Consider the following 25516-nt stretch of genomic DNA (forward strand, 5'->3'; position numbering starts at 1 on the left):
TTCTAGGAAGTAAAAAAGCGCCAACCCGTTTATTAAAAACGAGTTGGCGCTTTTTTCAATTATGAACGAGCATAATTTCCATATCCATTAATCACCTTTTCACTCCATAAAAAGTGAACCCAAACAGTTCGTAAAAGTATACTTTTACGAACTGTTTTCGATTTATTGATATTTTTTTAATACAATGGTTGCATTATGACCTCCGAAGCCAAATGAATTAGATAAACCTACATGAACGTTAGCTTGGCGAGCAACACCTGGTACATAATCTAAATCACATGATGGATCCTGATTTTCTAAGTTGATAGTTGGGGGAATAATGCCTTCCTTCAAGCTCATGGCTAAAGCAATAGCCTCCACTCCCCCAGATGCCCCTAACATATGGCCAAACATTGATTTATTAGCTGTAATGGGAATTTCGTAAGCATGTTTTCCAAATAGCTTTTTAATGGCTAGGGTTTCCGATATATCACCTACTTTTGTACTTGTAGCATGTGCACTAATCACATCGATATGTTGAGGGGATATATTAGCATTTTTTAAAGCAGCTTTCATAGCAAGGTAAGCCCCTTTACCTTCCGGGTGTGTCGCTACCATATGGTGGGCATCAGAACTTGCACCATACCCCATAACTTCTGCATAGATGTTAGCTTTTCTACGTAAAGCATGAGATAGAGATTCTAATATTAGAATTCCTGCTCCTTCTGACATGACAAACCCGTCTCGATCTTCATCAAACGGACGACTGGCTTTAGTCGGTTCGTTGTTTCTTGTTGATAATGCTGTAGCATTTCCAAAACTAGCGATAGATAAGTCTGTTATAGCCGCCTCTGTTCCTCCTGCAAAAATAACATCAGCTTCTCCAGAACGAATGAGTCTAAATGCTTCTCCAATCGCTGTGTTTCCAATGGCACAAGCTGAAACAGGTGACATAGAAGGACCCATAGCATTCCACTTAATACTAATCTGCGCTGCGGCAGCATTAGAAATCATCGCTGGTACTAGAGTGGGGCTGACTCTTCTTGGCCCCTTCTGTCTCAGAACATCAATATTTTCAATTAAGGTTTGAATTCCTCCTATACCTGAACCTACATATACCCCTAGTCTTTCTTCATCTATATCATCAAGATTTAACTTAGAATCTGCCCATGCCTGTTCAGCTGCAACTAAAGCAAATTGAGAAAAGCGATCCAAACGTTTTGCTTCTTTCTTTCCTAAGATTTCATTTGCATCAAAATCTTGAACAATGCCCGCAATTTTTGTTTTATGTTCATTGGCATCAAAGGTATCAATGGAGGATATACCGGACTCCCCTTTTATTAGATTGCTCCAAAATGTTTCTATATTATTTCCGATAGGGGACATGACTCCCATACCTGTCACAACAACTCTTTCCACTTCTTTTTCCTCCAAACAAGTAATATACTTGTATTCTACATTTTATTTATCCTATTACAAGTTGTTGTTTATCCTAGTATAATTACTACTAGGTTAATGAATATGATAAGGAGTTTTGAACATGAACGATAAAACGAGGCTTGAAGCTTTGTCGACATTTCTAAAAACGAAGCGTGCTCAAATTAAGCCAGAGACGATTGGATTACCTACTGGAACTAGGAGAAGAACACCAGGGTTAAGAAGAGAAGAAGTTGCCCAATTAGCCGGAGTCAGTACAACTTGGTATACATGGCTAGAACAAGGACGAGACATAAAAGTTTCTTCTGTTGTATTAGAATGTATCTCTACGGCCCTTCAATTAAATAACGATGAAAGAGACTATTTATATGATTTAGCATTAGAAGTAAAATCAGAGGTTGCCCACCCAAAAAAAGAACAATCAAAGCTCACGCCTTCTTTGGAAAAAATATTAACTGAGTTGACTTATTGTCCAACTATCGTTACAGACCGACATTGCCATATTGTTGGGTGGAATCCAGCAGCTGCACATGTTTTTTTAAACTTTGAACAAGTGCCAGAACATGAAAGGAATTTAATTCGTTTAGTCTTTACAAGAAAAGAATTAAAAACATTAGCTGTCAATTGGGAACACTTTGCGAAAGGTTTCCTTGCCATTTTTCGTACTTATTACGGTCACTATTTAGGTGATGGATGGTACAACCAGTTTATCAAAGAAATGAGTGAGTCTCATCCTGAATTCCAAGCTTTGTGGCAAGAAAGTCAAGTCAGTAAAGCCCCGGAAATGATGATTGAATTTAGACATGCTAAAGCAGGAAAAATGTTATTTAATTTAACTTCCCTTCAAGTTCAAGGGGATATGGATTTACGTTGTAGTATTTATACACCGGTAGAGGAAACAGATACAGAAAATAAATTAAAGCGATTAATGAAGAGAATATCCGTTGAAAAAGGATAAAGTAATTTCATTCCATTAACAAAATAAATACTCATTACTAAACGAAGACATTATCCCTTTATGAAGTTATAAAACTGTCCGAAATAATGCCGTATTTCTTCTTTATTAAAAGTCATTTAAGAAGAATTAGTTAACATAAAACATGTTCCAAGAAGTAAAAAGCACAAACCTAGTCAGTAACAGTAAGTTTGCGCTTTTTATTGTTGATTTAGAATAAAGTTTGATCATTTCTATGATTCTTATTTAATTAAAGCGCCCGATACTTAAAGAAACCGTTATAACATTTTATACATTAAAATATCATCAACGAATTTCCCATCGATTAAAAATTCATCTTTTAGAGTTCCTTGTTCTTTAAAGCCATTTGAAATATAAAATGGAATAGCAGATTGATTTGTAGAAAGCACACGAATTGAAACTTTTGTAAAACTGTTCTTTTTCCCCCACGAAAATATATAATTCAATAGTGCTCTTCCTACACCTTTTCTTTGAAAGTCAGGGTGAACGCCAATATCAATTTCTAATACATGACTGTTGGACTTTAGACCTGTAGGGTTTTTATAACCAATATAACCTGCAACTTTATCATTGATAATAGCAACAAACTGTTTTCCAACTGGACATTGTTTAGAATATTCCTCTACTGATTCCCAATAAAAAAACGCAGGAGTATTAGAGTTATTCAAAATTAAATTGTTTAAATCCATTAACTCTTTAGAATCAGACTCTATGGATTGTCTTATGTAAATACTCAAGACCCCATCCCCTTTAAATCTAAAATATAAATAAGACTCTTTGACAATAAGCCTGTTAAACCTTTCTTTCATATTGCTTAATACCAATTATTCCAAATTTCCATAATTTGAACAATACGTTATTCCCGAATATGGACCGATTGCTGAAAAAGATTCTATGATAACTAGTTCATATAAGTGATATTTGAGGATGTAAAAATCACAGACCTGTTGATTACCAACGAGTTGGCGCTTTTTCTTTTCGTTTATATATACTTTTATGGACACCTATTTGACTGATTAATTCCAGTTATTTTATAATTTTCCATGTATCTATAATAATCAGAACTTATATTGAGATTCTATATAGATTAATTGCAAAATAACTATATTTTAGAAAAAGTCATCAGGAGAAGTGATTTAGAAATGATTAACGGAATATTTGAAACACATATTAATGTATTAAATTTTGAAGAATCCTCGGATTTTTATAAAAGATTACCCGGTATATCCCCCTTATATAAAGACGAAGGTAGAAAGTCTACATTCTTTTGGGTAGGTGGCGAAGGAAAAGGCATGTTAGGTATAAGAGAAAATTATCCCAGTAAGGATGTACAAAGACAGCACTTTGCTATCTCAGTTGATTTAGACAACCTAAAAAAAACTGCCATAGAAGTAAAGAATTTAGGAATTTCTATTAGTAACTTTTTTGAAGATGATTCAGGGGAATTATATGTATTTCCTTTTATGCCTGCTGTATCATTCTACTTCCAAGATCCTAATGGGCATTCCGTAGAATATATCTCTATGTTAAACGATAAACCTTTACCGGATAAACCTATTATGAAATGGAGCGAGTGGGAAAAGATAAATGGAAGATTTCCAAGGGACATCTTTTAGTTATTATCACTTTATAGGCTTCTATTAACGATAAAGGTTAACATAACACCAATTATCGGCACAGAAAAAGAACCTTAATTTAGCTAAATCAGGTTCTTTTTCTCTTACTACGTATTGAGAACTCTAACAAATGTTCCTTTCAAGGACTTTTCTAGAGCATACTGATTCAATTCGGTCACTTTGATGGATAGCTCTGTTGCTTTCTTTATTTGGTCATTTCCTACTAACACTAACGGATCGATAATTCGGACCTTTTTCTTTTGGTGTATATCATAATGATTCTCATCATTTATTACGTCCCTACTTATAGCTTTTACTTTCTGTGAAATATCATGGTCTTTACTACCTATTAACTTGTTCCAAACTGTTGAATCATCTAATAATAAGTCATCAAAACAAATAACCTGCTTATCCATAGCCACCTTTAATATATCTGTGAGCATGGCATATCCATACACATTTAATGGATGAAGAAAGAAGTCAATAACCTCCGTATAATAGGCTTTAACAAACCATTCTGCTGCCTCAATCGTTTCTAAACAAATTTTTTCATCTATTACCCTTAACTTATCTATAAATTTTGAAGCATCTTCTAAAGGAATCATACAATAGGTAGACAAATCACGTAATGTATAATCAATTCGGTCGGCACACAAAAAAGGAAGGGATTGTTCTAATAAGGACCATTTCTCAATAGGCACTATAGACGAGAAATCAAAACCATGTTTTTGTAAAACAGAAGGAATTTCTGACTGTTGGATCGTTTTTTCAAAAATTTGATCGTGAAAATCTTGTTCTTCATTATCTAAAACGAAATCTATAACGTGAGAAAAGGCTGTATGGGAGATATCATGCAATAAACCGGCTATTTGTTCTTCTAGGGAACCACCTAATTTTCTTATTAGGAGCATAACTCCAATAGAATGCTCGAATCGAGTCACATTCCATTTTGGATTTACTAAATAACTTGCTCCTCCTTGATGAATATGTTTAAGTCTCTGAACAGGTTTTGTTTGTATTAATTCTGCTAGAACGGGATCCAACACAAAAGAACCATATAGATGATCATGAACCCTCATAAAAAGTAATAACCCACCTCTCCTTAATTTTGGGATTTAAGTTTACCCATATTCTTTACTCAATCTTTCCTTATTTATTGTATCAATAGAAGCATAGATAAAGAAGAGTTTCAAATGAGTATGATATACAAACTTAGTTAACATAAAACATATTAGAGGAAGTAAAAAAAGCGCAAAATCGTTCAGTAACAACGAGTTTGCGCTTTTTCTTCTTTTTTATATAATCCTTTTACGGTTGATTTTTGTTTCCTATATGTGTAAGGTACATAGGTATATAACTTAAAAATTGTTATAGAGGTATGTTTAACGTTGTAATTTTGCATTTTTCTGATGTTCCCCCAATTACTCATTTACATTTAATCTATTCCTTACTAAAAAAATTGCTCTCCACTTTGAAGAACACATTTAAGCTTTATGGTAGAAATATAGGTTATATACTTTTTAAAATATTGTTTAACTTTTCAGCAAATTCCTTATAATATCCGGTGTTATAACCCCCATGATCACCAGGGAACTCTATTATCTCTGTTTCTAGTAACCTTGCTAATGCAAAAGCACAATGATAAGCAAAAAAGCTCTGTGAATCAACGCCGCCAGCTGGGATTAGCTTCATCGTTGAATGCTTTAATGCAAATTTTAATGCGTTAACATCTAATGAATAGTTAATAATTCCCTCAATTTCATGCTCAACAAAATACGTTGAATTACGAAAGAGACGCTCTGCTTTCACATCCGTTGACTGTTTAGAATTGTTAGTGTCCTTTTTGGAATTTGATAATAAATTTTCAACTGCACTTTTATGGTTCTTCTTGAGATCTTCCATAAACTCCCTAGCTTGAACTTGCTCATCGTGGTCTAAAAGTGGCAATAGAACGGGCTCATGAGGAATTAGTACACTGACCTGTTCTGGATGGCGTATACACAAATCAAGTGCAATAACAGCACCGGAGCTACTTCCGAAAACATAAGCCGGCTTATCGGTCAGTTTAGCTAGTAGGAGGTGAGCATCGTTACTGTGTGTTTCTACGCTATAATCCTCAAGCCTATTGTCAAGTTTACTTCGCGAATGTCCTCTCCTGTCATACGTAATGACTGTATAATGGTCGGTAAGTTGGGAGGAAATCTGGTGAAATTTATCAGCATCACCACCCCCTCCGTGTATCAAAAGGAGGAAAGGACCTTTTCCATTAACCTCATAATATAGGCTTGATCCGGGTACTTGTATTGTCGCTCTTTTAAAGTCGTTCATTTCCATTTTCTATCTACCTCTCCCATTTTCAATATCATTTGTTCCATTAGGTTAAGTCCATTCTTTCTTAATGTTATTTTAGCATGGGCTTTAGTGATTTATAGGAAAACATAAAAGATTCAATTAGTTTATATAACATGCATTATTAACAGTAAAAAAGCAAACCAATGGATAGACAATAGGTTTACTTGTTTTGTAGATACCCTTTTATAACTTCATTATGTAATAACAAAACTGTGTAAAACTCTTTTTTCCTTATATCCTATTAGCGTAGGTTTAGAATAAAGTTGCACTGTTTTAAAATGAAAATGGATAAAATAGTTCTCTAATCATTGAAATAGTGTAAGCTGTTTTTATTTAATAGTTAGTGTAAAATTGAGATAAGAAATATAGAACGACGCATAGAGGTGAAATTAGATGTTTGAACAAATAAATAGGAAAAAGGTGAAGCTAGATACCTTACGTCCATTGCCAAAATATACATTAAAGAGTTTACGTGAAAAGCTATTGCTTGAATGGACATATAATACCAACGCTATTGAAGGTAACACATTAACATTGAACGAAACAAAGGTCGTATTAGAAGGAATTACTGTCGGCGGTAAAACGATGCGAGAGCATTTGGAAGTCATTAATCATCGAGATGCGATTGCATACGTTGAAGAAATTGTGCAAAAAGGAGAGCTATTAACAGAATGGCAAATAAAAAGTCTCCATCGGCTAGTTTTAAAAGGAATTGATGATGAGTACGCAGGTGTGTATCGTGATCAACAAGTGTTTATTGCTGGCGCAAAACATACACCACCAGCGCCTTATTTAATCAAAGAACAAATGGAACAGTTAATTAAGTGGTATGAGGATGAAGCGCAAAAGTTACATCCAGTGGAGCGAGGAGCTATGCTACATGCAATATTTGTTGGAATCCATCCGTTCATTGATGGTAATGGGCGTACATCTCGCCTTCTCTTAAATTTAGAATTGATGAAAGCTGGTTTTCCCGCCGTTGTTATTAAAGTAGAAAATCGATTAGCTTATTATGAAGCATTAGATAAATCTCATACAACACAAAATTATCATGATTTCATTCAGTTAATTGTAAAAGAAGTAGAAGATTCATTAAATCTTTATTTAAGTGCTCTTTCTTAAGATCATTGAGGGCTTTAAGATAAAAGCACGACTAAGAAGTTTTTTTATAACTATATAACTATGCCCATATTTAGTTCACACAATAGATTTTACCCCTATTTTTCGTGATATAATAAAGAAAAACATAAGAGCGAGGATGTATCCATGACCAAACATCAGATTTATACAATGAGTGTAGCAAGGGTCTATCCCCTTTATGTTACGAAGGCGGAGAAAAAAGGACGTACGCAAACTGAAGTCGATGAAATCATCCGTTGGTTGACAGGATATAACCAGGAAGAGTTAGAAGCTCAACTGGAAAAACAGACAGACTTTGAGACCTTCTTTGCGAAAGCTCCCCAACTGAATCCTTCGAGGGCTTTGATCAAAGGCGTGGTCTGTGGTGTCCGAGTAGAAGACATCAAGGAACCAACTATGCAGGAAATTCGCTATTTAGATAAGCTGATCGATGAGTTAGCAAAGGGAAAAGCGATGGAGAAAATTTTGCGGAAATAATAATTAAAAATGAAGAAACACTGATTCTGTATATAAAATATAAAAGAATCGGTGTTTTTTTATCATATGAAATTAAACATTCATTCGTTAAAATAATGTTCGTCAGGGAAAATCATTCTATTACTTTAGGAGGGTATTGTTCAGAGAATTGTCTTGGTAATTCACTTACCCGTTCGTCATCATCACGCCAATCGTAGGTTTCCCCCTTTGCGACATTTAAAGTTTGGTTTCCGATTTTAATGGTATCATTATCTGTCCAGACTATATATGGATCTACGTCAGGGTAATTCCAATATATATTTCTCTTGTTGTTTGTTTGAACACTAACTAATTCCCCTCTAACCGCATCTGAACTTAATGAACCGCCATAATGAAAATAAGTTTTTAAAACATGGGGATTCTACTTTTCGGATTAAATCCCCTTTTGGGACGCTCTGTAAGCTAAAAAACGTTAAATATACGCAACCGGCTAAACCGACCAATAAGTTAAGAAACACGATACCTACCATAATTAAACTTCTTTTTAAAATAAAACCTCCCATATTAATCCATTTTAATATAAAAAGGTCATGTATAGGCTATAAAATTGGAGTGAACATAAAACATGTTAGAGATAGTAAAAAAGCACAAATTTGTTGATTGCCAACGAGTTTGTGCTCTTTATTTTTACATAGTTATACTTATACGGTTGTTTTTTGCACCAGAACTGTAAATTTTGTCTTTAAAATATTAACACTACTTTAACACAATTAAAATATGAAATTTATAATATATACATAGAGTTTTGTTACAATTTAACTTGCTGTCTGAAGGGATGGTAATCATACATATACGAGGAGGAAAAGTACGTGAAAAAAGGTGCAAGAAAATTGATTTCCGTTGCCTTAACTCTAAGCATTGTGGGTGGGTTTGGCGGTACGCTCTCTTTTGCAGCAGGTAACCCAAATTCTACTGATATTAGCAAGGTAACTGTAACATTTCATGGCGATTCTACTAATTCTAAAGGCTTCACTTGGTACACTTCACTTGATTCCAAGAACAGTGATTTACAGGTTGTGAAAAAGACAGGCGCAAAGAAGCCTGATTTTAAGAAGAAACCTTTACTTTTTTCAGGCAATCATACCCTATCTACAAATTCTCAAGAAGAGTATGTACATAAAGCAGTAGCAACTGGACTTAAGGCAGATACTGAATACTACTACCGTGTTGGAGATGCATCCTTAAATAAATGGAGTGAAGTAGGTTCCTTTACCACAGCTCCTAAAAAAGGTGCTTTTACATTTATTGACTTGGCAGATACTCAAGCTAAAACAGAAGATGAAGCGATCCTTTCGTCTCAAACCATTTCAAAAGCTTTAGATACTGTCCCTAACGCCGAATTCATGATGCACAATGGCGATATAGTTGACGAGGGGATCAAAGAGGAACAATGGGATTGGCTTCTAGGTCACTCTCAGGAAAGCCTACTAGACACAACATTTGCACCCTCTGCAGGGAATCACGAGGATGAAAATTATGCTTTTATCGACCACTTTAACCTGGATGTGCCTGAAAACTCGGCTACCGAAACAGGTGCTTATTATTCTTACGATTACAGTAACGCTCACTTTGTTGTCCTTAATAGCAACGAGGATTCTGAGCAACATGCTAACTTTTCAGGAGAACAAATTGAATGGTTGAAGAAAGATGTAAAAGCAGCTAAAGCTAATGGAGCTAAGTGGGTTATTGTTAACATTCATAAAGGACCATATACGACTTCTAACCATGCAACAGATAATGATGTTATGGGTCCGAACGGAGTTAGAAACCAGGTAGCACCACTCATGGCGGATCTTGATATTGACTTTGTCCTTCAAGGGCATGATCATATCTATGCACGTACGAAACCGATAAAGAGTGATGGTACAGCTTCAGAAACAGAAAAAATTACAGAAACTAAAAAAGGACAAACTGTTGAATATACCGTTAATCCAGATGGCGCGATTTATTTGATCCCTGCAACAGCTGGACCAAAAGTATATTATAAAAATCAAGATCCTGTACTTGGAGAAGCTTACTATAATCTTTTTGAAGTAGCCGATGAACATCATGCAGCGATCTATGGTCCAGATCCGAGCGATAACAAACGTCCAGTACGCGGCCAAATTCAAAACTTTGTCGGGATCACCATTAACAAAGATAAACTGACTGCCGTGACTTACGAGATTGATCAAAACAAAAACAATACAGAACCTTATATTATTGATAAGTTTGGTATCATTAAGAACTAACATTTTTTTAAAATATACAAATTCAGTTACCGTAACGTTGATTATAGGAGATATAAATGTAGTGTTATAAAAAAGACGGGTCATTTGTAATAAAAGTTAAAAAAAAACCTGTGATTGCAGGATTTTTTTCTTTAACTAAAAAGGAAAGTTAGTCAAATAAACGAAAGGTAGAGGGAGACCTCTACCTTACTTTAAATTTAGATGTAGTATAGGAGATGGTCGTTCAAAAGAATCTGTTTCGTCTACTATAAAAAATCCATTATTTATATAATTAACAAGGTAACTTATATTTTCTCTCTTTTTTTATCTTACTTCATCTTTAAATGCTTCATCTTGCCATTTTTGATAAAGGTAGATAATGATAGCTATAGAAATCATTAAAAAGAAGAGTCCAATTGAATTAATGTGGTTTACTTTATAAATTTCGGTCCATTCAAAGATAGGATGCACGACAAATGCTTGAAATAAATCGAATAGTATATTAAGGACCATATAAAAGATAAAACTTGGATAAGAAAGATAGAAAATAATCACTGTTCCTACAAGAAAAGCACCATACACGAAAGGTGTTATATTGGTTAGGAAAAATATATTCTCTTTGATAATCCACCAGTCTAACTTTTCTGCTATTTGAAAAACAACTGTAAGGACAAGTGCAGCAAACAGACCTACAGGCATAAACCGTTTAATACGTTCTTTATTAAATAAAGGTAATAGAAACCAAGGTCCAATAAGGAGAAGCCACAGGATAATTTGTGCCATTTGTGCACCTCTACATCAGTTAATAGTATACTTATTATGTAACGAAAAATAGTTTCTATGCTTCTAACTTTTAAATATTCAACGTATAGCAAAATAGAGGACACACTTCACATAATGATAGTTATAAGAACTAAAAAAGCTTGCCCCAGATTGGATACAAGCTTTTAAATTCTAATAAAAACCCTTTTAATCTTTATACAGTTTCATTTTGACCCATTTAAAAAACTCTTTCTTGTTTCAGTTAGTAAAATATAGAGCCAGAATTATCTACTTATTTATTTTGTATTTTCTCTAAGTATTTAATGACTCTTGCTACATCTTCCTTTGCAACTTCTGCGTTTTCCCCTGTACGAATTGCCGTGGCCATTTGCGTATAGTACATCAAATAATTCCCTTTTATAATATGTCTTTTCTCCATTGTTCCATCCGACTTATGAAAATCATATAGGGCATTATCTCCGTAATTAGGATCTAGAGGCTTAACTCCTTGTATTAACTGTACTTCTTGTTCACCCATCTTATGGAATTGATAAGTTCCATTAGGTGTCTGGATTGTATATCTTGGTTCCTCAATTATAGCTGCAGAGCTATGTTTAATTCTTGCTACATAATCACCATAATCAAAAAGAATTTCAAACCAGTCAATTACATTTGATCCTTCTCTAACTTTTTTCGTGATAGAATATAAATCTTTTGGTTCACCAAATAATTGTATGGCTTGATCAATAAAATGAGCTCCTAAATCAAAAACGAAGTTCGCTCCTTCGTAGCCTTGTTCACGCCATTTTTCTTTCTGCACCGGATAATTAAAATCCCAGACCATACTCACTTCATATATTTTTTCAAAAGCACCCTGCTTTTTTAAGTCAGATAGAGTTAAAAAGTCACCATCATATCGTCTATTATGATAAGCCGAAATAAATAAGCCTTTTTCATCTGCTATCCTATTTAATTCAACAGCTTGTTCATATGTTGCTGTATAAGGTTTTTCAACAAGAACATGTTTATTCTTTTCTAACGCTTGCTTTGCATGTTCGAAATGTAAATGACTAGGTGTTGTTATGACTACTAGTTCAATTTCGTTATCATCTAAAAGCTCTTGATAATCTCTTACAAGATTGATATGTGGATAATCTTGTTTTGCTGTATCCTCATGACGTTGTACGACCGTTTTTAGTTTGAAATTCTCATGAGCATGTATAAACGGACAATGAAATATACTTCCTGAAAATCCATATCCTAATACACCAGTAACAATTGGTTTCATATTATCCTCCTTTTTAACCTATCAAACTATCCTATTTTACAAGGCCTATTTCTTTAAAATAATTCAATGTTTGTTTTGCTATTTTAAAAGGAGTACCAGCTGGAGCTGGATACATATCTTGTTCCACAACTGCTTCACCAGTATATTGAATACGCTCCAGTATTTTGGTTAGTTGAATAAAATCAACATCCCCAGATTCTGGGTCACACATAACCCCTGATTGGACGCCCCGTGCAAAAGCCCATTCGTGCTCTTGCATTTTTTCTCGAATACTTTTATTGCAGTCCTTTAAATGTAAGTATTTAATTCGGTCTTTATGTTTTTGAATAAAGGTGATTGGATCTCCTCCAGCATACAGATGATGTCCTGTATCCAAACAAAGATCGATATCGATATCCTTTAAAAGTCTCTCAATCTCTTCTTCCGTCTCTACATGTGTCTCTGCATGGGGATGGAAAACAACTTGAATATCCAATTTAGCTTTAACATAGTCTACTATTTTTTTTATATTAACAATCATTTGATTCCATTCATCATCATTAAGTTCCTTTCTTGCAATACGATCGCCAGTAAAGAGATCTGTATACATTCCATTGATTAATACTAAATATTTTGCGGAGGAAAAGTGACATTGTAATGAGAGAATTTTATCTAAATTTTCATAAATAGGTTGAAGATCGTTAATAAATACGATATCCGTCATTAATGTGGTTGCAATTAGCTCCAAACCTCGTTTAGAGAGCTCTTCCTTTAATCTAATTGGGTCCGTAGGTAAATAACCCCATGGTCCTAACTCCAAAGTTTTATAACCTGCTTTTTGGATTTCATCTAAACATTGCTGCCAAGATACTTGTTTTGAATCATCGGGAAACCATATTCCCCAAGAGTCAGGAGCAGTTCCTACTCTTATAGACATAGAGATGTATCCTTTTCCTCGACTTTTTCCCATTGGTGCGTCTTAGCAGACTTTAAAATAGCTTGAATGCATGTATCAATTTTGGCTCCAAATTCAAAATTACACACATACTCTGCATCATTTGCAAATGCATCTAATACCTTAGCTACTTCAATAACCTTCATATCATTAAAGCTAATATTAATACCTGAAGCCGGTTGAAATACTCCATAATCTCCATGATCTGGACCTAACAATACATTTCTAAACCCTCTATGCGTACTTTCTTCATTATGAAAGTAAACATTAACCTCATTTAACCTCTCTAAATTAAAGGTAGCTGTACCTAAAGTGCCTTGAACTTCAAACGCTAAATAATTTTTTCTTCCAGTTCCAATACGACTTGTAGATAATTGACCAATGGCACCAGATTGATATAGCGCTGTAAAAGCCATATAATCTTCTGTTTCAACACTTGCCATTTCTGATGAGCCGGTTTTTGCTGGTCTCTCAGGAATATAGATTTTTGAAACAGCATTAACAGATTCAATATCCCCCATAATATATTGCGAAACACTTAATAGATGAGAGCCTAAATCGCCCAATGCTCCACTACCAGCCTGTTTTACAAGGTGTCTCCACGTAATAGCAATGGAAGGGTCAAGAAGCATGTCTTGGTCATAACGTCCATCAAATCGCATGATTTCTCCTAACTTTCCTGACTGTATTAATTGTTTCATATATTCAGTAGCAGGATTCATAACGTTATTAAAGGCTACATAATTTAATACACCTTTTTCCTTCGCAATTTTCGCTAATTCTTTTGATTCCTCTGCACTTAAAGATAATGGTTTTTCACAATACACATTTTTTCCATTTAATAAAGCAGCTTTTGCTATTTCATAATGAAAAACATTTGGAGTGACAATGTCGACAATATCAACCTCATCTGAATTAATCACATCCATCCAATTTGTTGTCCATTTTTCAAAACCAAATTTCTCAGCTGCTTCTTTGGAAACGCCTTCATTTACATCCATAATTATTTTAAAAACTGGCTCACCTATTTTATCTCCATATAAACTAAAGGCATTTGTATAGGCATTCACATGCGCTTTACACATCCATCCGGCTCCAACCATCCCAATCCTAACCTTTTTACTCATCTAGTATCCCTACCTTATAAGTTATTTGCTATTATGTAGATAGTATAATTTGTTTATGATTAAGAATCATCGGATAAACTTGCTCAATAAATATCAAAATATTGCTGTGGAGGTTAGGATGAAAGTAAATGAACTTGGAGTTTTGCCTAGCTCGGAACTTTATGTACATACCCCTAATGAATTTTCGAGAAAACATTTATTTACGATTCATTTTGCAGGCCGTTATGACTGTGATATGAATTACATTATTGAAAGAAACTTTCATGACTATTATTTACTTCTTAAAGTAATTCGTGGACAACTTCGATTAGAATTTGAACACCAAACTTTTACTGTAAATGCCGATGAATTACTACTTTTTGATTGTCGTATTCCTCATAAATATTTTGCAACGGCACCCCTGTCTTTTGAATTTATTCATTTTAACGGAAATGCTAGTAAAGAATTTTATGATATGATTATTCAATTATATAGCCCAGTTATATCAGTAATACATGAAATGGAGATTATAAGAGCAATAGACACTATTTTATACATGTTAGAACATAATAAAATAAGTGATTTTAAGGCATCTTACGAAGTCCATAAAATATTGAGTTGTTTATTAGAGGGAAATCATACCCTATCTTCAGAATCTAATTTAAAGGATGTTATTACCTTCATTGATGAAAATAGTGAAAAGTCCTTAAATATTAGTGATTTAGCTAATATAGCTTCACTTAGTGTCTATCATTTTTCGAGAAAATTTAAAAAGTTTACCGGTTTGTCACCCCATGAATATGTCATTCTTAAAAGATTAACACATGCTAAATCCTTACTAAAAAATACGAGCTTCTCAATAAATAAAATATCTGACATGATTGGATTTAGTTCACCTTCACATTTTATTGCTACCTTTAAAAAACATATGAATATGACTCCAAAAGAATTTAGGAATTTCCGTTTTTAGAGGTAAATCGATTTATAGTGTCACTTTCGATTTTAATTATCCCGATAGTTATTTAGACAAGTTGTATACATAATGTTGCTTATTAGGAGAAAAAAAGCGTAAACTTCTTGGATTATAATGAGTTTACGCTTTTTCCCATATTATGGGTGTTTTATCTATTAACTATATGACATACGTGCTATCTTCCAACTTATGATTAGTTGTTTTAAACGAGACAGAGATCATTTTTACAGAAAAAGATTAAGAATTGTGTGGAATATAATTGACAATGATTATCATTACCATTAGTATTAGTTTGGTGTGATTATTAGAGTATCATACATTACTAATTACATACATTTTGATATAGAGGATGGTTGTTAACCTCCCCTATAGTTAAGGAGCAGATTAAACTGAAAAAGCTATTTATACCATTTTTACTCTTGTTTGTCCTTATTCTCAGCGCTTGTGGAAATGATGAGAAATCGAATACGAACAATTCATCAGAAAATGAAAAAGAAACGTTTACTTATCAATCAGAAAATGGGCCTGTTCAAGTTCCTAAAAATCCGAAAAGAATAGTTGCTTTGACAAATGGACCGAATGTACTGGCTTTAAAGGGAAACCTTGTTGGAATTGACGAATGGAGCAGTACAAACCCCCTTTTTAAGGAAAAGTTAAAAGGGGTAACCGTTGTATCGGAGGATGATTTAGAGAAAATCATTGAACTAGATCCAGATTTAATTATTGCAGGATCTCAAATGAAAAACATTAATAAACTAAATGAGATTGCTCCAACTGTAGTATATACTTGGGGCAAGTTAGACTATTTAACACAGCAAGAGGAAATTGGAAAACTCTTAAATAAAGAAAAAGAAGCAAAAGAATGGGTTAACGATTTCAAAAAACGTGCAAAATCAGCAGGAGAAGCGATACGAGCAAAAATTGGTGAAGATGCCACTGTTTCTGTAATTGAAAATGGAACAAAAGAATTTTACGTATTTGGAAACAACTATGCTCGAGGAACAGAAATACTGTATCAAGCAATGGAACTAAAAATGCCAGAAAAAGTAAAAAAGACGGCTCTTAAATCAGGTATTCATACAATCTCAACTGAATTGCTTCCTGAATTTGCTGGAGATTACATTATTCTTAGTACAACACCTGATGGTGATAATTCATTTTTAGAAACGGATACATGGAAAAACATACCGGCAGTTCAGAACAACCATGTATTTAAAATTAATACTAAAGCATCTACCTACAGCGATCCAATCACTTTAGAGTACCTTCTGAAATTTTTTGAAGACTCTTTTCTTAAGAACTAATATATAAAGAAGGCATTCTTGATGACAGAATGCCTTCTTTACTTTCTACTTTATAAAAATAAATAACAAATTGACTCTTTTATTAGTATTCGATTTGAAAAAGAAGGAACAATAAAGTATAATTGATTATGATAATCATTATCAATTGTGGTGGTGGATAAATGAGTGATCAACTATATTCTGCAATAGAAGTGCAGAAAACACTTGTTATTAATTCTTTATTAGCTTTGGGTATTTATAAAAAAGGAAACAAACATCTGTATGAACTCACTCTAATAGAATTAGAAGAATACTACGATGTAAAAAGACATATGTAAACCAAACAACTCTTAGGATTTCTTTTTATTCATCTATAGATTACTTTATTCTGCTCTGAAGCTTTCTCCCCATAGTCAAAATTATATCCCATTTAAGGGTACATGACATGATTGTAGAAAAGATATAACATGGATGGATTCTCTTTAGAGAAGTGACAAGATACGAATACAGTCAACTACCTGTCTTTATTTGTAGTTATAAGAAACTTCAACGTAATAAATGAGTCTCTTTTTGCTTTATAAAGAAGAATGAATGACAAAGATTAAATAATTATTTACACGATGGAGAGTGATTTAAGTGCAAGCTAGTGCAACTGATATCTTTAAAAAATTAGGTGTTGAAGAACTTAACACTCCTATGCCTCATACATCTAGGTTGGAAGGAAGATATCCTGGCGAAGAAATTATTGATTATGTTTTAGGGTCAATGATACATATCTATTATAGACAAGAAATAATGGATGAATTAGAAACATTAGATTCTGTAATTTCTAGTAATAAAGGTGAGAAATGGGTCAATGTTAAGGAACTATTCTCTGTGATTGGAAAAGACAGTAGAGAAAATTTGGAGTATGGAATTTCAAAGGCTTATGAATTTGGTTATGTAAATGTAATATTATTTAATGGAATAAGATATTTTAATCTAACTGATAAGTGTAAAAATGTGAAATTATATGAGGTTTAACCTAATAAATACATGAGTTTATCTTATAAGGTTTGAGCTTTTGTTATAACTTTTAGACTTCTCTAAATAACGTTTATATCTATAGCAAAGACCGCCCAATATCCATTAGTGGATAAGGCGGTCTTAAGTATATTTATGACTAGTTGATGTTTCATGACAATATTTCAATTTATAAATATCTTCTGCCTGTGCGCTCTTATTGCCCTTCTAAAGACCTTTGAGTGTTTGATTAACTATTCTTGTACTCTATCTTCATCAACCCCTTCATACAAACCTTACACATCTATCATGTAAGATTTAGAATATTTTCAAAAGAATAATTGTAGTTTATTATAGTGTATAGTGGTTATTAATCAGGAGGCATCTATATGAGATTGACATTAATGAAGTCTAAAATCCATCGTGCAACAGTGACAGAAGCTAACTTGAATTACGTAGGAAGCGTCACTATTGATGAAGAAATCCTTGAAAGTGTTGGATTATTACCAAATGAGAAAGTACAGGTTGTTAATATCAATAATGGGGAAAGAATTGAAACGTATGCAATTAAAGGTGAAAGAGGTAGTGGGGTTATCTGTCTAAATGGAGCAGCAGCCCGTCTCTTCCAACCCGGTGATTTAGTGATTATCATTGGTTATGCCGATATGGAAGAAGAAGAAGCTAAAGTGCATAAGCCTAAAGTAGCTATTATGGGCGAGAATAATGTAATAGAAGAAATGATAACAGATGAGAATCATGGTGAGAAAAAGGGAACATTATCTCTTTGATTAGATAAGAAGCATGCAAAAAGAGAATGCTTTATATTTATTGTAGAATCTAATGTATATGAATCTATAAAACTGGTCAAACTAGTAATGTATTCCCCATTCGTATAAATTTGAGATCCTTTGCTACTAATAGGCAAAGGATTCTTTTTAATTACAGTGAATTCATTATAATTTAGGTAACACAAAATGGACTATCAGAAGGAAAAAGAGCAAATTCGTTTAACAATAACGAATTCGCTCTTTCTTGTATATATAATGATAGCCGAAAAAGCTAAATCTTGAATTAACCCCAAAATTGCGCTAGAACTAAGGAAGGATCTCTAGAGCCTTTTATTTATCTTACTTCAGAACCCCTCTTTGTCCATTCTCCAACAAATTCAGCTTCATTATAAGAATAGAAGTTTTGCAGAATCTCCTCACGATTATCAGAGAACAGCTGGTCTGCCACAGTTGAAACTAATCTAGGTATCCCATATCTCATTCCTGAAAGCGCAGAGGCTGTGATGCCACAGCTAACTAAAGCTGAATAGTTAAAAGCAAAAAGCCCATGAAGACGCTTTTTATCCTTTTCATCCCGGCATGTGAAAGTAAAGCCAGGGCCAAGGTAAGGATGTGCATCAAGCATATGATTGGCAATCTCATCAGGTGCATTATAATAGTCATCCCAACGTGCAATATGGCGTTCAAAAAGCTTTAGCTCTGGACGTAGGGAAGGATTAGTAACAAGACCGGTGGCAATGAGTAGAAAATCAAAAGTAAACTTACCTTGTGGGGTAGTGACAACAGCCTTCTCAGCTTCATACTGTACGTCAAGCCATGGTGCACCTAAGTGTAATTGAAAGCCAGGATGTGAAGCTGCACGTTCAAATGTTTCATTTGTAGGAGGTTGATTATGCTTAAAGAAATGAGCCATAACGGCATATTTATCAGCATCGGATAGAATATTAAAACGTTCAATTAGACCTGATCCCTCCATTTGTCGAATGGGATTAATGCGTGGCATCTCCGTGCGGCGAACAAACACATGAGCTGAACCTACGCCTTCGGATAATGCAAAATTGGCATTATCAAAAGCTGAGGCCCCACCGCCTAAAACTGCTACCTTCTTACCTTTAAGGGCCTTAAAGTCAATGTTTTCAGAGGTATGCGCATAGAGGCGACGAGGTAATACTTCGGAAATCATAGGTGGTACGTGCCATTCCCCACCGCCTTGAATACCAGTAGCTAAGATAACCTTACGGGCCAGTAATGCATTAGAAGGTGCTCCTGCTCCCTCAATATGCAGTCGATAAATATCTTCCCCTGCAGGCTCAATCAGCTTCAGCTTTACCTCGTTAACAACAGGTAAATTAAGAACTTTCCGATACCAACGTAGATAGTTCATCCAATCGTCCCGTGGAATCTTATCGACGTCCTCCCAACTTTTTGTTCCAAATTGTGCTTCCCACCAGGAGCGAAAAGTCAGAGAAGGTACTCCAAGATCAATGGATGTCAAATGTTTAGGTGTACGCAATGTCATCATACGAGCGTAAGTTACCCATGGTCCTTCATATCCTTCAACGTTTTCATCGAGGATAAGGATATTAGATATTCGTTCACGCAAAAGTCCAAAGGCTGCACCTAAGCCACATTGGCCGCCTCCTATAATCACCGTATCATAGACATGCCCCTCAGGATGGTTGGTAGGGCTTACCCAGTCAGCTCCCCCATATGCAAGATAAGAAAGGTCCCTTTTTACTCTTTCATTTAAAGATTCTAAACTCATCATTTTTCATTCCTTTCAATATATGACTTATTATCTTCTGCACTAATCGTTAAGTTAGCTGCCTCTATAGATTTGATAGCCCCATGGAGAAACAAGCAAGGGGACATGATAATGTGATAACGAGTTATCAATGCCAATTCGTACTGACACCTTATCAAGAAAGGCGGGATCAGATAGTTGTACCTCTTTTTTTCTAAAATAATCTCCAATATAAATTAATAATTCATACTCTCCTGATTGCATCTCATCCAACGTAAGAAGTGGATCATCTAATCGACCATCTGCATTAGTTGTTGTGGTGTTTAACAAACATCTATTTGATCCTTCCCAACGATAAAGCTCGATATCGACCTCTCCAGCAGGGTGACCGTGTGTTAAATCTAAAATATGGGTTGTAAGTCCTTTCATCTCATCCACATCCTTATTTACATTATTTGATCTTCTATTCTAAATTGAACAATTTGATAGATTTCTGTTAGAGCTTGATTAAATTCCTGCTCCTTTGAATTCTTTAATCTGCTCTTCATTGCTTGAAGAATTTCATCTTTATTTTTTCCACGAACAGCTAAAATAAAGGGAAAAGAAAATTGGTGAACATACTCTTGATTCATTTCTAACAAGAACTTATATTCAGCTTCTGATAGTTGACTTAACCCAGCATTTTTTTGTTCACTCGTGGAAAATGAACTCATTGTTTTTCGTGTTCCTAAATGAGGATGAGCCTGAATTAAGTCCAATTTCTCCCCTTTACTCGCCGTTTTGACAACAGTAATCATCTGTTCATAAAGATCTTTACGGGAACTAAAAGGACGAAACTCTCCTACCCTTTCAATCACCCACGGAGAGTGTTCAAATATATCCTTTAACTTTTCGATAAACGCGGACAATGGCATTTCATTTAAATCATTAATAGTCATCATATTCTATAACCCCTTTATTCTTTTTTCTTCAAACATCTCTCTCTCATCCTCTTCACAAGGAATGGAGGATGAAGCTAAAATGGTACGAAAGTTAAAAAATAGGTTCATCAATATCGCTGTTAGACTTCCTGTAATCACTCCATCGCTAAAGAGCATTCGTAGGGATGGCGGCAATTGACTAAATAAATCAGGTACAATTGTGGCTCCGAGCCCTAACGAAATTGAGCAAGCAATGATAAGTGCATTGTTTTGGTTGGTGTAGTCGACTAAACTTAGCATCTTAATTCCTGAAGTTACGACCATACCAAACAACACCACTGTTGCACCGCCAAGTACGGGAGCAGGAATTATGGTAACAAGAGCAGCAATTTTAGGAACTAAGCCAAGGAAAACGAGGATACTTCCTGCTGCAACCACAACATTTGTTGATTTATTTTGAGATAGTTGAACCAATCCTATATTTTGTGCACAAGTGTTATAGGGAAAAGCATTAAAAATGCCTCCTAAGGTAATTGCTAGCCCTTCTGCACGATAACCTCGAATGAGATCATCTTGGGTAACAGGACGATTACAAATTTGCCCTAAATTTAAGAAAACTCCTGTTGATTCAACAACAATAACTAATCCTACAATTAACATTGTGAGGATAGGCCCGATTTCAAAAGATGGGGCACCGAAATAAAACGGTTGAGGAATTTGGAACCAGGAGGCTTCTAAAACCTCCTGGAAATTCACTTTTCCCATCATTGCTGATAGTGCTGTACCGGCAATAATTCCTAAAAGTACGGCCAGAGAACGAACAGACCCTTTAAAGAAACGATTAATAACCAGAATAAAAGCTATAACACTTATGGATATAAGTAGGTTATCTAAGCTACCGAATTCTTGACTCCCTGTTCCGCCAGCCATATTTTTAACTCCTGATGGAATCAATGATAGGCCAATGACCACCACAACAGTTCCTGTAACAACAGGAGGAAAGAACCTTACCAGTTTTCCTAGGTAGCGAGCAAATAAAAAAAGGAAAAGCCCTGCTACTATAATGGAGCCATAGATGGAAGGAATCCCATACCGAGTACCAATAGCAATCATCGGCGACAACGCCACAAATGAAGCACCTAATACAACAGGTAGACCAATTCCAAAATACTTGTTTTTCCACGCTTGTAGTAAGGTAGCAATACCGCAAGTTAATAAGTCAATGGCGACTAAGTAAACCAACTGCTTCGAAGTTAAATTCAATGCTCTTCCAACAAGCAATGGAACAAGGATTGCCCCAGCATACATAGCCATGACATGCTGAGCTCCTAACGACAATACTTTTAAATTCATCTTTTATCACCCTCAATTTTCTGTATAAAAAAAGCCGTAGAAATAGAAGGGAAATCCTCCTATGTCTACGGCTCCTAAACTACGTATAACGAAATTTAAGCTCCTGAATTTTTAAAATAACAAGTCTGTGAAGAAAAAATGATAAATCAAAATTTCTCCAACACTCGTATTAATAGTTGTTAAATATTAAGCGATTGTTCTAAGTAAATGACTGTACAAGCGTGCTCACTTGTGGAATCGTAATCCTTAAATATGGTATTGACCTTCATACCAAATTTCTTTTCAAAGTTTTCTTTTAAGCGAAGTTTATATTCCATAGCTAAAGCCCCGTCAACCGATATTGTTAACTCAGGATACCTCTCACTCAATACTGAAATTAAAGGAGAACGCTTTGTCTGCGCAAAAATGACAATGCAATTATCCTGAATGTCAATTTTTTGCTTACTAACTCCTGTACTATAAATTTCTTGGTTGAGGTCATTATATAGCTGCGACAGCTGCCTTTTAAAAGAAGAATTCACCATACTCACCTGCTGCTTTTCATTCTTTGTATTTAGAATATAGGCATTATAATTCCCTGTCACTTTTAATGTCAGAAAAACTAACACAAAATTTTATATATTCTTACTATTTTATAGCTATAACTTTATTATAAGAATAAATTAAAAAAGTTTAATCATTATGCTGTTTCCTGAAGATCGGTAAATAAAGAGTCATCACTTAATCTTGAAATTGAAAAAAAGCTTCATGAGCTTTTTGAGGCTCCTCAAACCATTCTGCAACTTCATCTGCAATCTTTTGATTTTCTACGCCTGCTAACAAGAGCTGAACAATATGCTGAGGCAGTATTTGAGTCATGGCATTTGTCCATTCTGTTACTTCTCTTACAAATGTTTTTGTTCGATCCCAATATTCTTCTCCAAGTTGGGTATCCCAATCTGCATCTTTATATTGAATCAACGTTTCGTACAATTGTTCAGCACAATAAGAAGAAAGATTACAGCCTTGGCCAGTAATCGGATCATTAAGAAAAACACTGTCTCCACAACCAATTACTAGTTTATTTTTAAAGGTTACATAAGGTTTTCTAATTACAGGCTTAATAGCAATTTGAAGGAAGGATTTTTCATCGGAAAGGGCAAAAATATCTTGTTCAATACGCTTGTGAATGTCTTGGAAATATTTCTGAGTTACATTTTTCATTTGATTTGTAAATTCTTTTGCATGTTTAATTTCTTTAAATGTATCTAACTCCCTGTTTGGAACTGCCATAATGAACAATATTGTAACAGGTCCGTGCTCTGTCATGGCAGGAATTTCAAACATTTCACCTATTTCAGGCAGAACCGTTACACTTATACCTAGAGGGTTATTGGGCTTTACTCCTAAAAAATAACCAACGATACACTTTCGTTGGGGAACTTGGAAAGGAGAAAATTCCTTTTCAATAGGAAATGGAAAGAGAGGTCCAGATTTTCCGGTACAATCAATGATTAAATCAAATTCATCTACCAAACTGTCGATATCATTTTTATTGACCCTCATAAGTCGAAAAGAAACGCCCTTGTTTTCAAGATCCTTCAAACACTGTGAAAAGTAGAAACGCTGATCAACAGATAATGCTGGCTCTTTTAACTTTCCGATAAATAGTTTTTGATTACCAATCGTCATATGGATACTTTTAAGAAGGGTCTTATCTTCCCATTTTGGCATTTTAAAGCGACTTTCTCGGTTTCTTGTTGAGCCAAAGTGTACTTGGGTAGACAGAACTCGTCCATTCCGGATCTTATCTGAAGAGTTTGAATGAATAACCGTCACATCAAATTCTTCTTTAAGAGAATAAGCCAGCTGTAAACCGGCTGTGCCACTGCCTATAATACATATTTTCTTCTTCAAAATTCTCTCCCCTTTGTTATGTAATAGCTATAAAGATAGAACTATAAGGGTCTAAATTTTCTGACTTTAATAGTCTAAATAAAATACAAAGGGATGTAAATGCGACGATTTATTTAGTTTTTATATTATTAATACTTAGTCAAATAATCAGTTGCTCAACAAAATAAAGGATAATTAAAGGGCTCAAATATTGCATTTAGTGAGGGATTACATACAGAACAGAAAATAAATGCAAAATTCGAGCCTGAATTTTGTTTATTCAAAATGTCTAAAATAATACTTACGTTTTTTTACTCATTTTCTTTGGTACAACAACTAATGATTGTGGAAGTATTCCCCACATCTTCCACACCCCTCCTTGTCGTTACTTCGTTCTTTTACAGTCCTATATAAAAATTTTTTGTTCATTTTTTTAGGGGATTTTCTAAATGGAAATCTTCCCCACACCTACCACACCTACCCTTGTCGTACTGTTATTTATTTATAAGATAAAGACGTTATCGTATAAGATAAGTCCTACTTAGCTTTCTTTAAATAATAGTCATATCCATAGCAAAGACCGCCCAATATTCATCAGTGTATAAGGCGGTCTTAAGTATATTTATGATATATAACTATTCGCTTTTTCACGACAATATTCGAATCCATAATTTTAGATATCAAAAAAGTCTTCTACTTTGGCATTCTTATTAACTTTCCTAATGGCCGCCATAATCTTCTTCACTGTAGACATAGTGGGATCTCGTTTACCTGTGCAAATTTCACTCATTGCTGTACTTGAGATTTTTGAATTTTTCGCTAACCATTCTTGCGACCGTCCTTCCTTCACTAACCAATTTTTTAACTTTGTTCTTTTAACTCCCATCCCTTACACCTCTATGTTATGTTTTTCTATTCCCATTTATGTCCACTTCTTTACGTCTTTATACAAAAAGTATTAAGCCCTCGTAAAACTTTTTTTACGAGACAAGATAAATTGAACAAGCCATGCCACATACAATCCACTATACCGACTTAGGAGGAGGTCCATATGGTTACAGTCTTGGGAACAAGCTTGGTGTTATTTACGGTAATCTATGCAGAGAAAAAAGGATGGGTTGACAAATCGAAAGTAAGAGTGATTATGCAGGTTGGAATGAATGCAGGTATCTTGGGGAGCTTGCTCTATTTTTTATATACGTTGTCTTCTTTCCTTCCTTTCTTATGACCAGGATTTCATCTAGGCTAGAAGAGAAAAAGGA

Annotated in this window: 26 protein-coding genes and 1 pseudogene; 11 read left to right on the forward strand and 16 right to left on the reverse strand. The window is 34.5% G+C overall.

Annotation, left to right across the window (positions count from 1 at the left end):
- Positions 1 to 162: 162 nt before the first annotated feature.
- Complete coding sequence (gene fabF / locus ACK3CR_RS04610; protein WP_268585793.1) at positions 163 to 1398, reverse strand: beta-ketoacyl-ACP synthase II; 1236 nt, start codon at positions 1396 to 1398, stop codon at positions 163 to 165.
- A gap of 121 nt (positions 1399 to 1519) precedes the next feature.
- Between fabF and ACK3CR_RS04615 the strand changes: the two genes are divergently transcribed.
- Positions 1520 to 2374, forward strand: a complete 855-nt coding sequence (locus tag ACK3CR_RS04615) for a helix-turn-helix transcriptional regulator (protein WP_328124060.1) — start codon at positions 1520 to 1522, stop codon at positions 2372 to 2374.
- Between the two features lie 275 nt (positions 2375 to 2649).
- On the opposite strand, the gene ACK3CR_RS04620 is transcribed toward ACK3CR_RS04615, so the two are convergent.
- Positions 2650 to 3129 carry a GNAT family N-acetyltransferase gene (locus tag ACK3CR_RS04620; protein ID WP_328124059.1) on the reverse strand — a complete coding sequence of 160 codons (480 nt, stop codon included), beginning with the start codon at positions 3127 to 3129 and terminating at the stop codon, positions 2650 to 2652.
- 405 nt (positions 3130 to 3534) lie between these two features.
- On the opposite strand from ACK3CR_RS04620, the gene ACK3CR_RS04625 reads away from it, so the two are divergent.
- Positions 3535 to 4008: a VOC family protein gene (locus tag ACK3CR_RS04625; protein ID WP_328124058.1), complete on the forward strand. Its 474-nt coding sequence runs from the start codon at positions 3535 to 3537 to the stop codon at positions 4006 to 4008.
- A 107-nt stretch (positions 4009 to 4115) separates the two neighbouring features.
- On the opposite strand, the gene ACK3CR_RS04630 is transcribed toward ACK3CR_RS04625, so the two are convergent.
- Complete coding sequence (locus ACK3CR_RS04630; protein WP_488974941.1) at positions 4116 to 5087, reverse strand: HD domain-containing protein; 972 nt, start codon at positions 5085 to 5087, stop codon at positions 4116 to 4118.
- Between the two features lie 430 nt (positions 5088 to 5517).
- Entirely contained in the window at positions 5518 to 6336 is an 819-nt protein-coding gene (locus ACK3CR_RS04635; protein WP_488975001.1) for an alpha/beta fold hydrolase, read from the reverse strand.
- Positions 6337 to 6753: 417 nt separating this feature from the next.
- On the opposite strand from ACK3CR_RS04635, the gene ACK3CR_RS04640 reads away from it, so the two are divergent.
- Positions 6754 to 7482, forward strand: a complete 729-nt coding sequence (locus ACK3CR_RS04640) for a Fic family protein (RefSeq protein ID WP_328124055.1) — start codon at positions 6754 to 6756, stop codon at positions 7480 to 7482.
- 144 nt (positions 7483 to 7626) lie between these two features.
- On the forward strand, positions 7627 to 7977 hold the full coding sequence (locus ACK3CR_RS04645; protein ID WP_243510851.1) for a DUF2200 domain-containing protein: 351 nt from the start codon (positions 7627 to 7629) through the stop codon (positions 7975 to 7977).
- A 112-nt stretch (positions 7978 to 8089) separates the two neighbouring features.
- On the opposite strand, the pseudogene ACK3CR_RS04650 reads toward ACK3CR_RS04645, so the two are convergent.
- A pseudogene (locus ACK3CR_RS04650) lies at positions 8090 to 8519 on the reverse strand (DUF5412 family protein).
- A 306-nt stretch (positions 8520 to 8825) separates the two neighbouring features.
- Between ACK3CR_RS04650 and ACK3CR_RS04655 the strand changes: the two are divergent.
- Positions 8826 to 10247: a purple acid phosphatase family protein gene (locus ACK3CR_RS04655; protein ID WP_488974942.1), complete on the forward strand. Its 1422-nt coding sequence runs from the start codon at positions 8826 to 8828 to the stop codon at positions 10245 to 10247.
- Positions 10248 to 10550: 303 nt separating this feature from the next.
- Here ACK3CR_RS04655 and ACK3CR_RS04660 read toward each other — a convergent pair whose 3' ends face one another.
- From ACK3CR_RS04660 to ACK3CR_RS04675, 4 genes are all read right to left on the reverse strand, one after another.
- Positions 10551 to 11009 carry a hypothetical protein gene (locus tag ACK3CR_RS04660; RefSeq protein ID WP_328125129.1) on the reverse strand — a complete coding sequence of 153 codons (459 nt, stop codon included), beginning with the start codon at positions 11007 to 11009 and terminating at the stop codon, positions 10551 to 10553.
- A 271-nt stretch (positions 11010 to 11280) separates the two neighbouring features.
- Entirely contained in the window at positions 11281 to 12276 is a 996-nt protein-coding gene (locus ACK3CR_RS04665) for a Gfo/Idh/MocA family oxidoreductase (RefSeq protein ID WP_328125130.1), read from the reverse strand.
- Between the two features lie 31 nt (positions 12277 to 12307).
- Complete coding sequence (locus tag ACK3CR_RS04670; RefSeq protein WP_488974943.1) at positions 12308 to 13192, reverse strand: sugar phosphate isomerase/epimerase family protein; 885 nt, start codon at positions 13190 to 13192, stop codon at positions 12308 to 12310.
- Entirely contained in the window at positions 13183 to 14337 is a 1155-nt protein-coding gene (locus tag ACK3CR_RS04675) for a Gfo/Idh/MocA family protein (protein ID WP_430240441.1), read from the reverse strand. The genes ACK3CR_RS04670 and ACK3CR_RS04675 overlap by 10 nt, the downstream gene beginning before the upstream one ends.
- Positions 14338 to 14455: 118 nt before the next feature.
- Here ACK3CR_RS04675 and ACK3CR_RS04680 point away from each other — a divergent pair, with 118 nt between their 5' ends.
- From ACK3CR_RS04680 to panD, 5 genes are all read left to right on the forward strand, one after another.
- Positions 14456 to 15286 carry a helix-turn-helix transcriptional regulator gene (locus ACK3CR_RS04680; RefSeq protein ID WP_488974944.1) on the forward strand — a complete coding sequence of 277 codons (831 nt, stop codon included), beginning with the start codon at positions 14456 to 14458 and terminating at the stop codon, positions 15284 to 15286.
- A 392-nt stretch (positions 15287 to 15678) separates the two neighbouring features.
- The gene (locus ACK3CR_RS04685) at positions 15679 to 16593 is read left to right on the forward strand and encodes an iron-hydroxamate ABC transporter substrate-binding protein (RefSeq protein ID WP_430240535.1); all 915 of its coding nucleotides are present in this window, start codon (positions 15679 to 15681) and stop codon (positions 16591 to 16593) included.
- A gap of 161 nt (positions 16594 to 16754) precedes the next feature.
- The gene (locus ACK3CR_RS04690; RefSeq protein WP_328125134.1) at positions 16755 to 16910 is read left to right on the forward strand and encodes a Fur-regulated basic protein FbpA; all 156 of its coding nucleotides are present in this window, start codon (positions 16755 to 16757) and stop codon (positions 16908 to 16910) included.
- A 298-nt stretch (positions 16911 to 17208) separates the two neighbouring features.
- Entirely contained in the window at positions 17209 to 17595 is a 387-nt protein-coding gene (locus ACK3CR_RS04695) for a hypothetical protein (protein ID WP_488974945.1), read from the forward strand.
- 368 nt (positions 17596 to 17963) lie between these two features.
- On the forward strand, positions 17964 to 18362 hold the full coding sequence (gene panD / locus ACK3CR_RS04700; RefSeq protein WP_328125136.1) for an aspartate 1-decarboxylase: 399 nt from the start codon (positions 17964 to 17966) through the stop codon (positions 18360 to 18362).
- A 334-nt stretch (positions 18363 to 18696) separates the two neighbouring features.
- Here the strand turns inward: panD and ACK3CR_RS04705 are convergent, their stop codons facing one another.
- From ACK3CR_RS04705 to ACK3CR_RS04735, 7 genes are all read right to left on the reverse strand, one after another.
- On the reverse strand, positions 18697 to 20127 hold the full coding sequence (locus ACK3CR_RS04705) for an NAD(P)-binding domain-containing protein (protein WP_488975003.1): 1431 nt from the start codon (positions 20125 to 20127) through the stop codon (positions 18697 to 18699).
- 54 nt (positions 20128 to 20181) lie between these two features.
- Positions 20182 to 20535, reverse strand: coding sequence for a hydroxyisourate hydrolase (uraH, locus tag ACK3CR_RS04710; protein ID WP_430240447.1), 354 nt, complete (start codon positions 20533 to 20535; stop codon positions 20182 to 20184).
- 17 nt (positions 20536 to 20552) lie between these two features.
- Positions 20553 to 21047 carry a 2-oxo-4-hydroxy-4-carboxy-5-ureidoimidazoline decarboxylase gene (gene uraD, locus ACK3CR_RS04715; protein WP_328125138.1) on the reverse strand — a complete coding sequence of 165 codons (495 nt, stop codon included), beginning with the start codon at positions 21045 to 21047 and terminating at the stop codon, positions 20553 to 20555.
- A 3-nt stretch (positions 21048 to 21050) separates the two neighbouring features.
- Positions 21051 to 22379 (reverse strand): nucleobase:cation symporter-2 family protein, encoded by a 1329-nt coding sequence (locus ACK3CR_RS04720; RefSeq protein WP_488974946.1) that lies wholly within the window; start codon positions 22377 to 22379, stop codon positions 21051 to 21053.
- 179 nt (positions 22380 to 22558) lie between these two features.
- Positions 22559 to 22903 carry a Na-translocating system protein MpsC family protein gene (locus ACK3CR_RS04725; protein ID WP_243510785.1) on the reverse strand — a complete coding sequence of 115 codons (345 nt, stop codon included), beginning with the start codon at positions 22901 to 22903 and terminating at the stop codon, positions 22559 to 22561.
- A 196-nt stretch (positions 22904 to 23099) separates the two neighbouring features.
- Positions 23100 to 24275 carry a styrene monooxygenase/indole monooxygenase family protein gene (locus tag ACK3CR_RS04730; protein WP_488974947.1) on the reverse strand — a complete coding sequence of 392 codons (1176 nt, stop codon included), beginning with the start codon at positions 24273 to 24275 and terminating at the stop codon, positions 23100 to 23102.
- A 652-nt stretch (positions 24276 to 24927) separates the two neighbouring features.
- A complete protein-coding gene (locus ACK3CR_RS04735) occupies positions 24928 to 25140 on the reverse strand; it encodes a helix-turn-helix transcriptional regulator (RefSeq protein ID WP_243510782.1) in 213 nt (70 codons plus the stop codon).
- Between the two features lie 165 nt (positions 25141 to 25305).
- Here ACK3CR_RS04735 and ACK3CR_RS04740 point away from each other — a divergent pair, with 165 nt between their 5' ends.
- Positions 25306 to 25482, forward strand: coding sequence for a hypothetical protein (locus tag ACK3CR_RS04740; RefSeq protein WP_268583468.1), 177 nt, complete (start codon positions 25306 to 25308; stop codon positions 25480 to 25482).
- Positions 25483 to 25516 lie beyond the last annotated feature (34 nt).

Source organism: Priestia sp. TRM10, assembly GCF_057808375.1.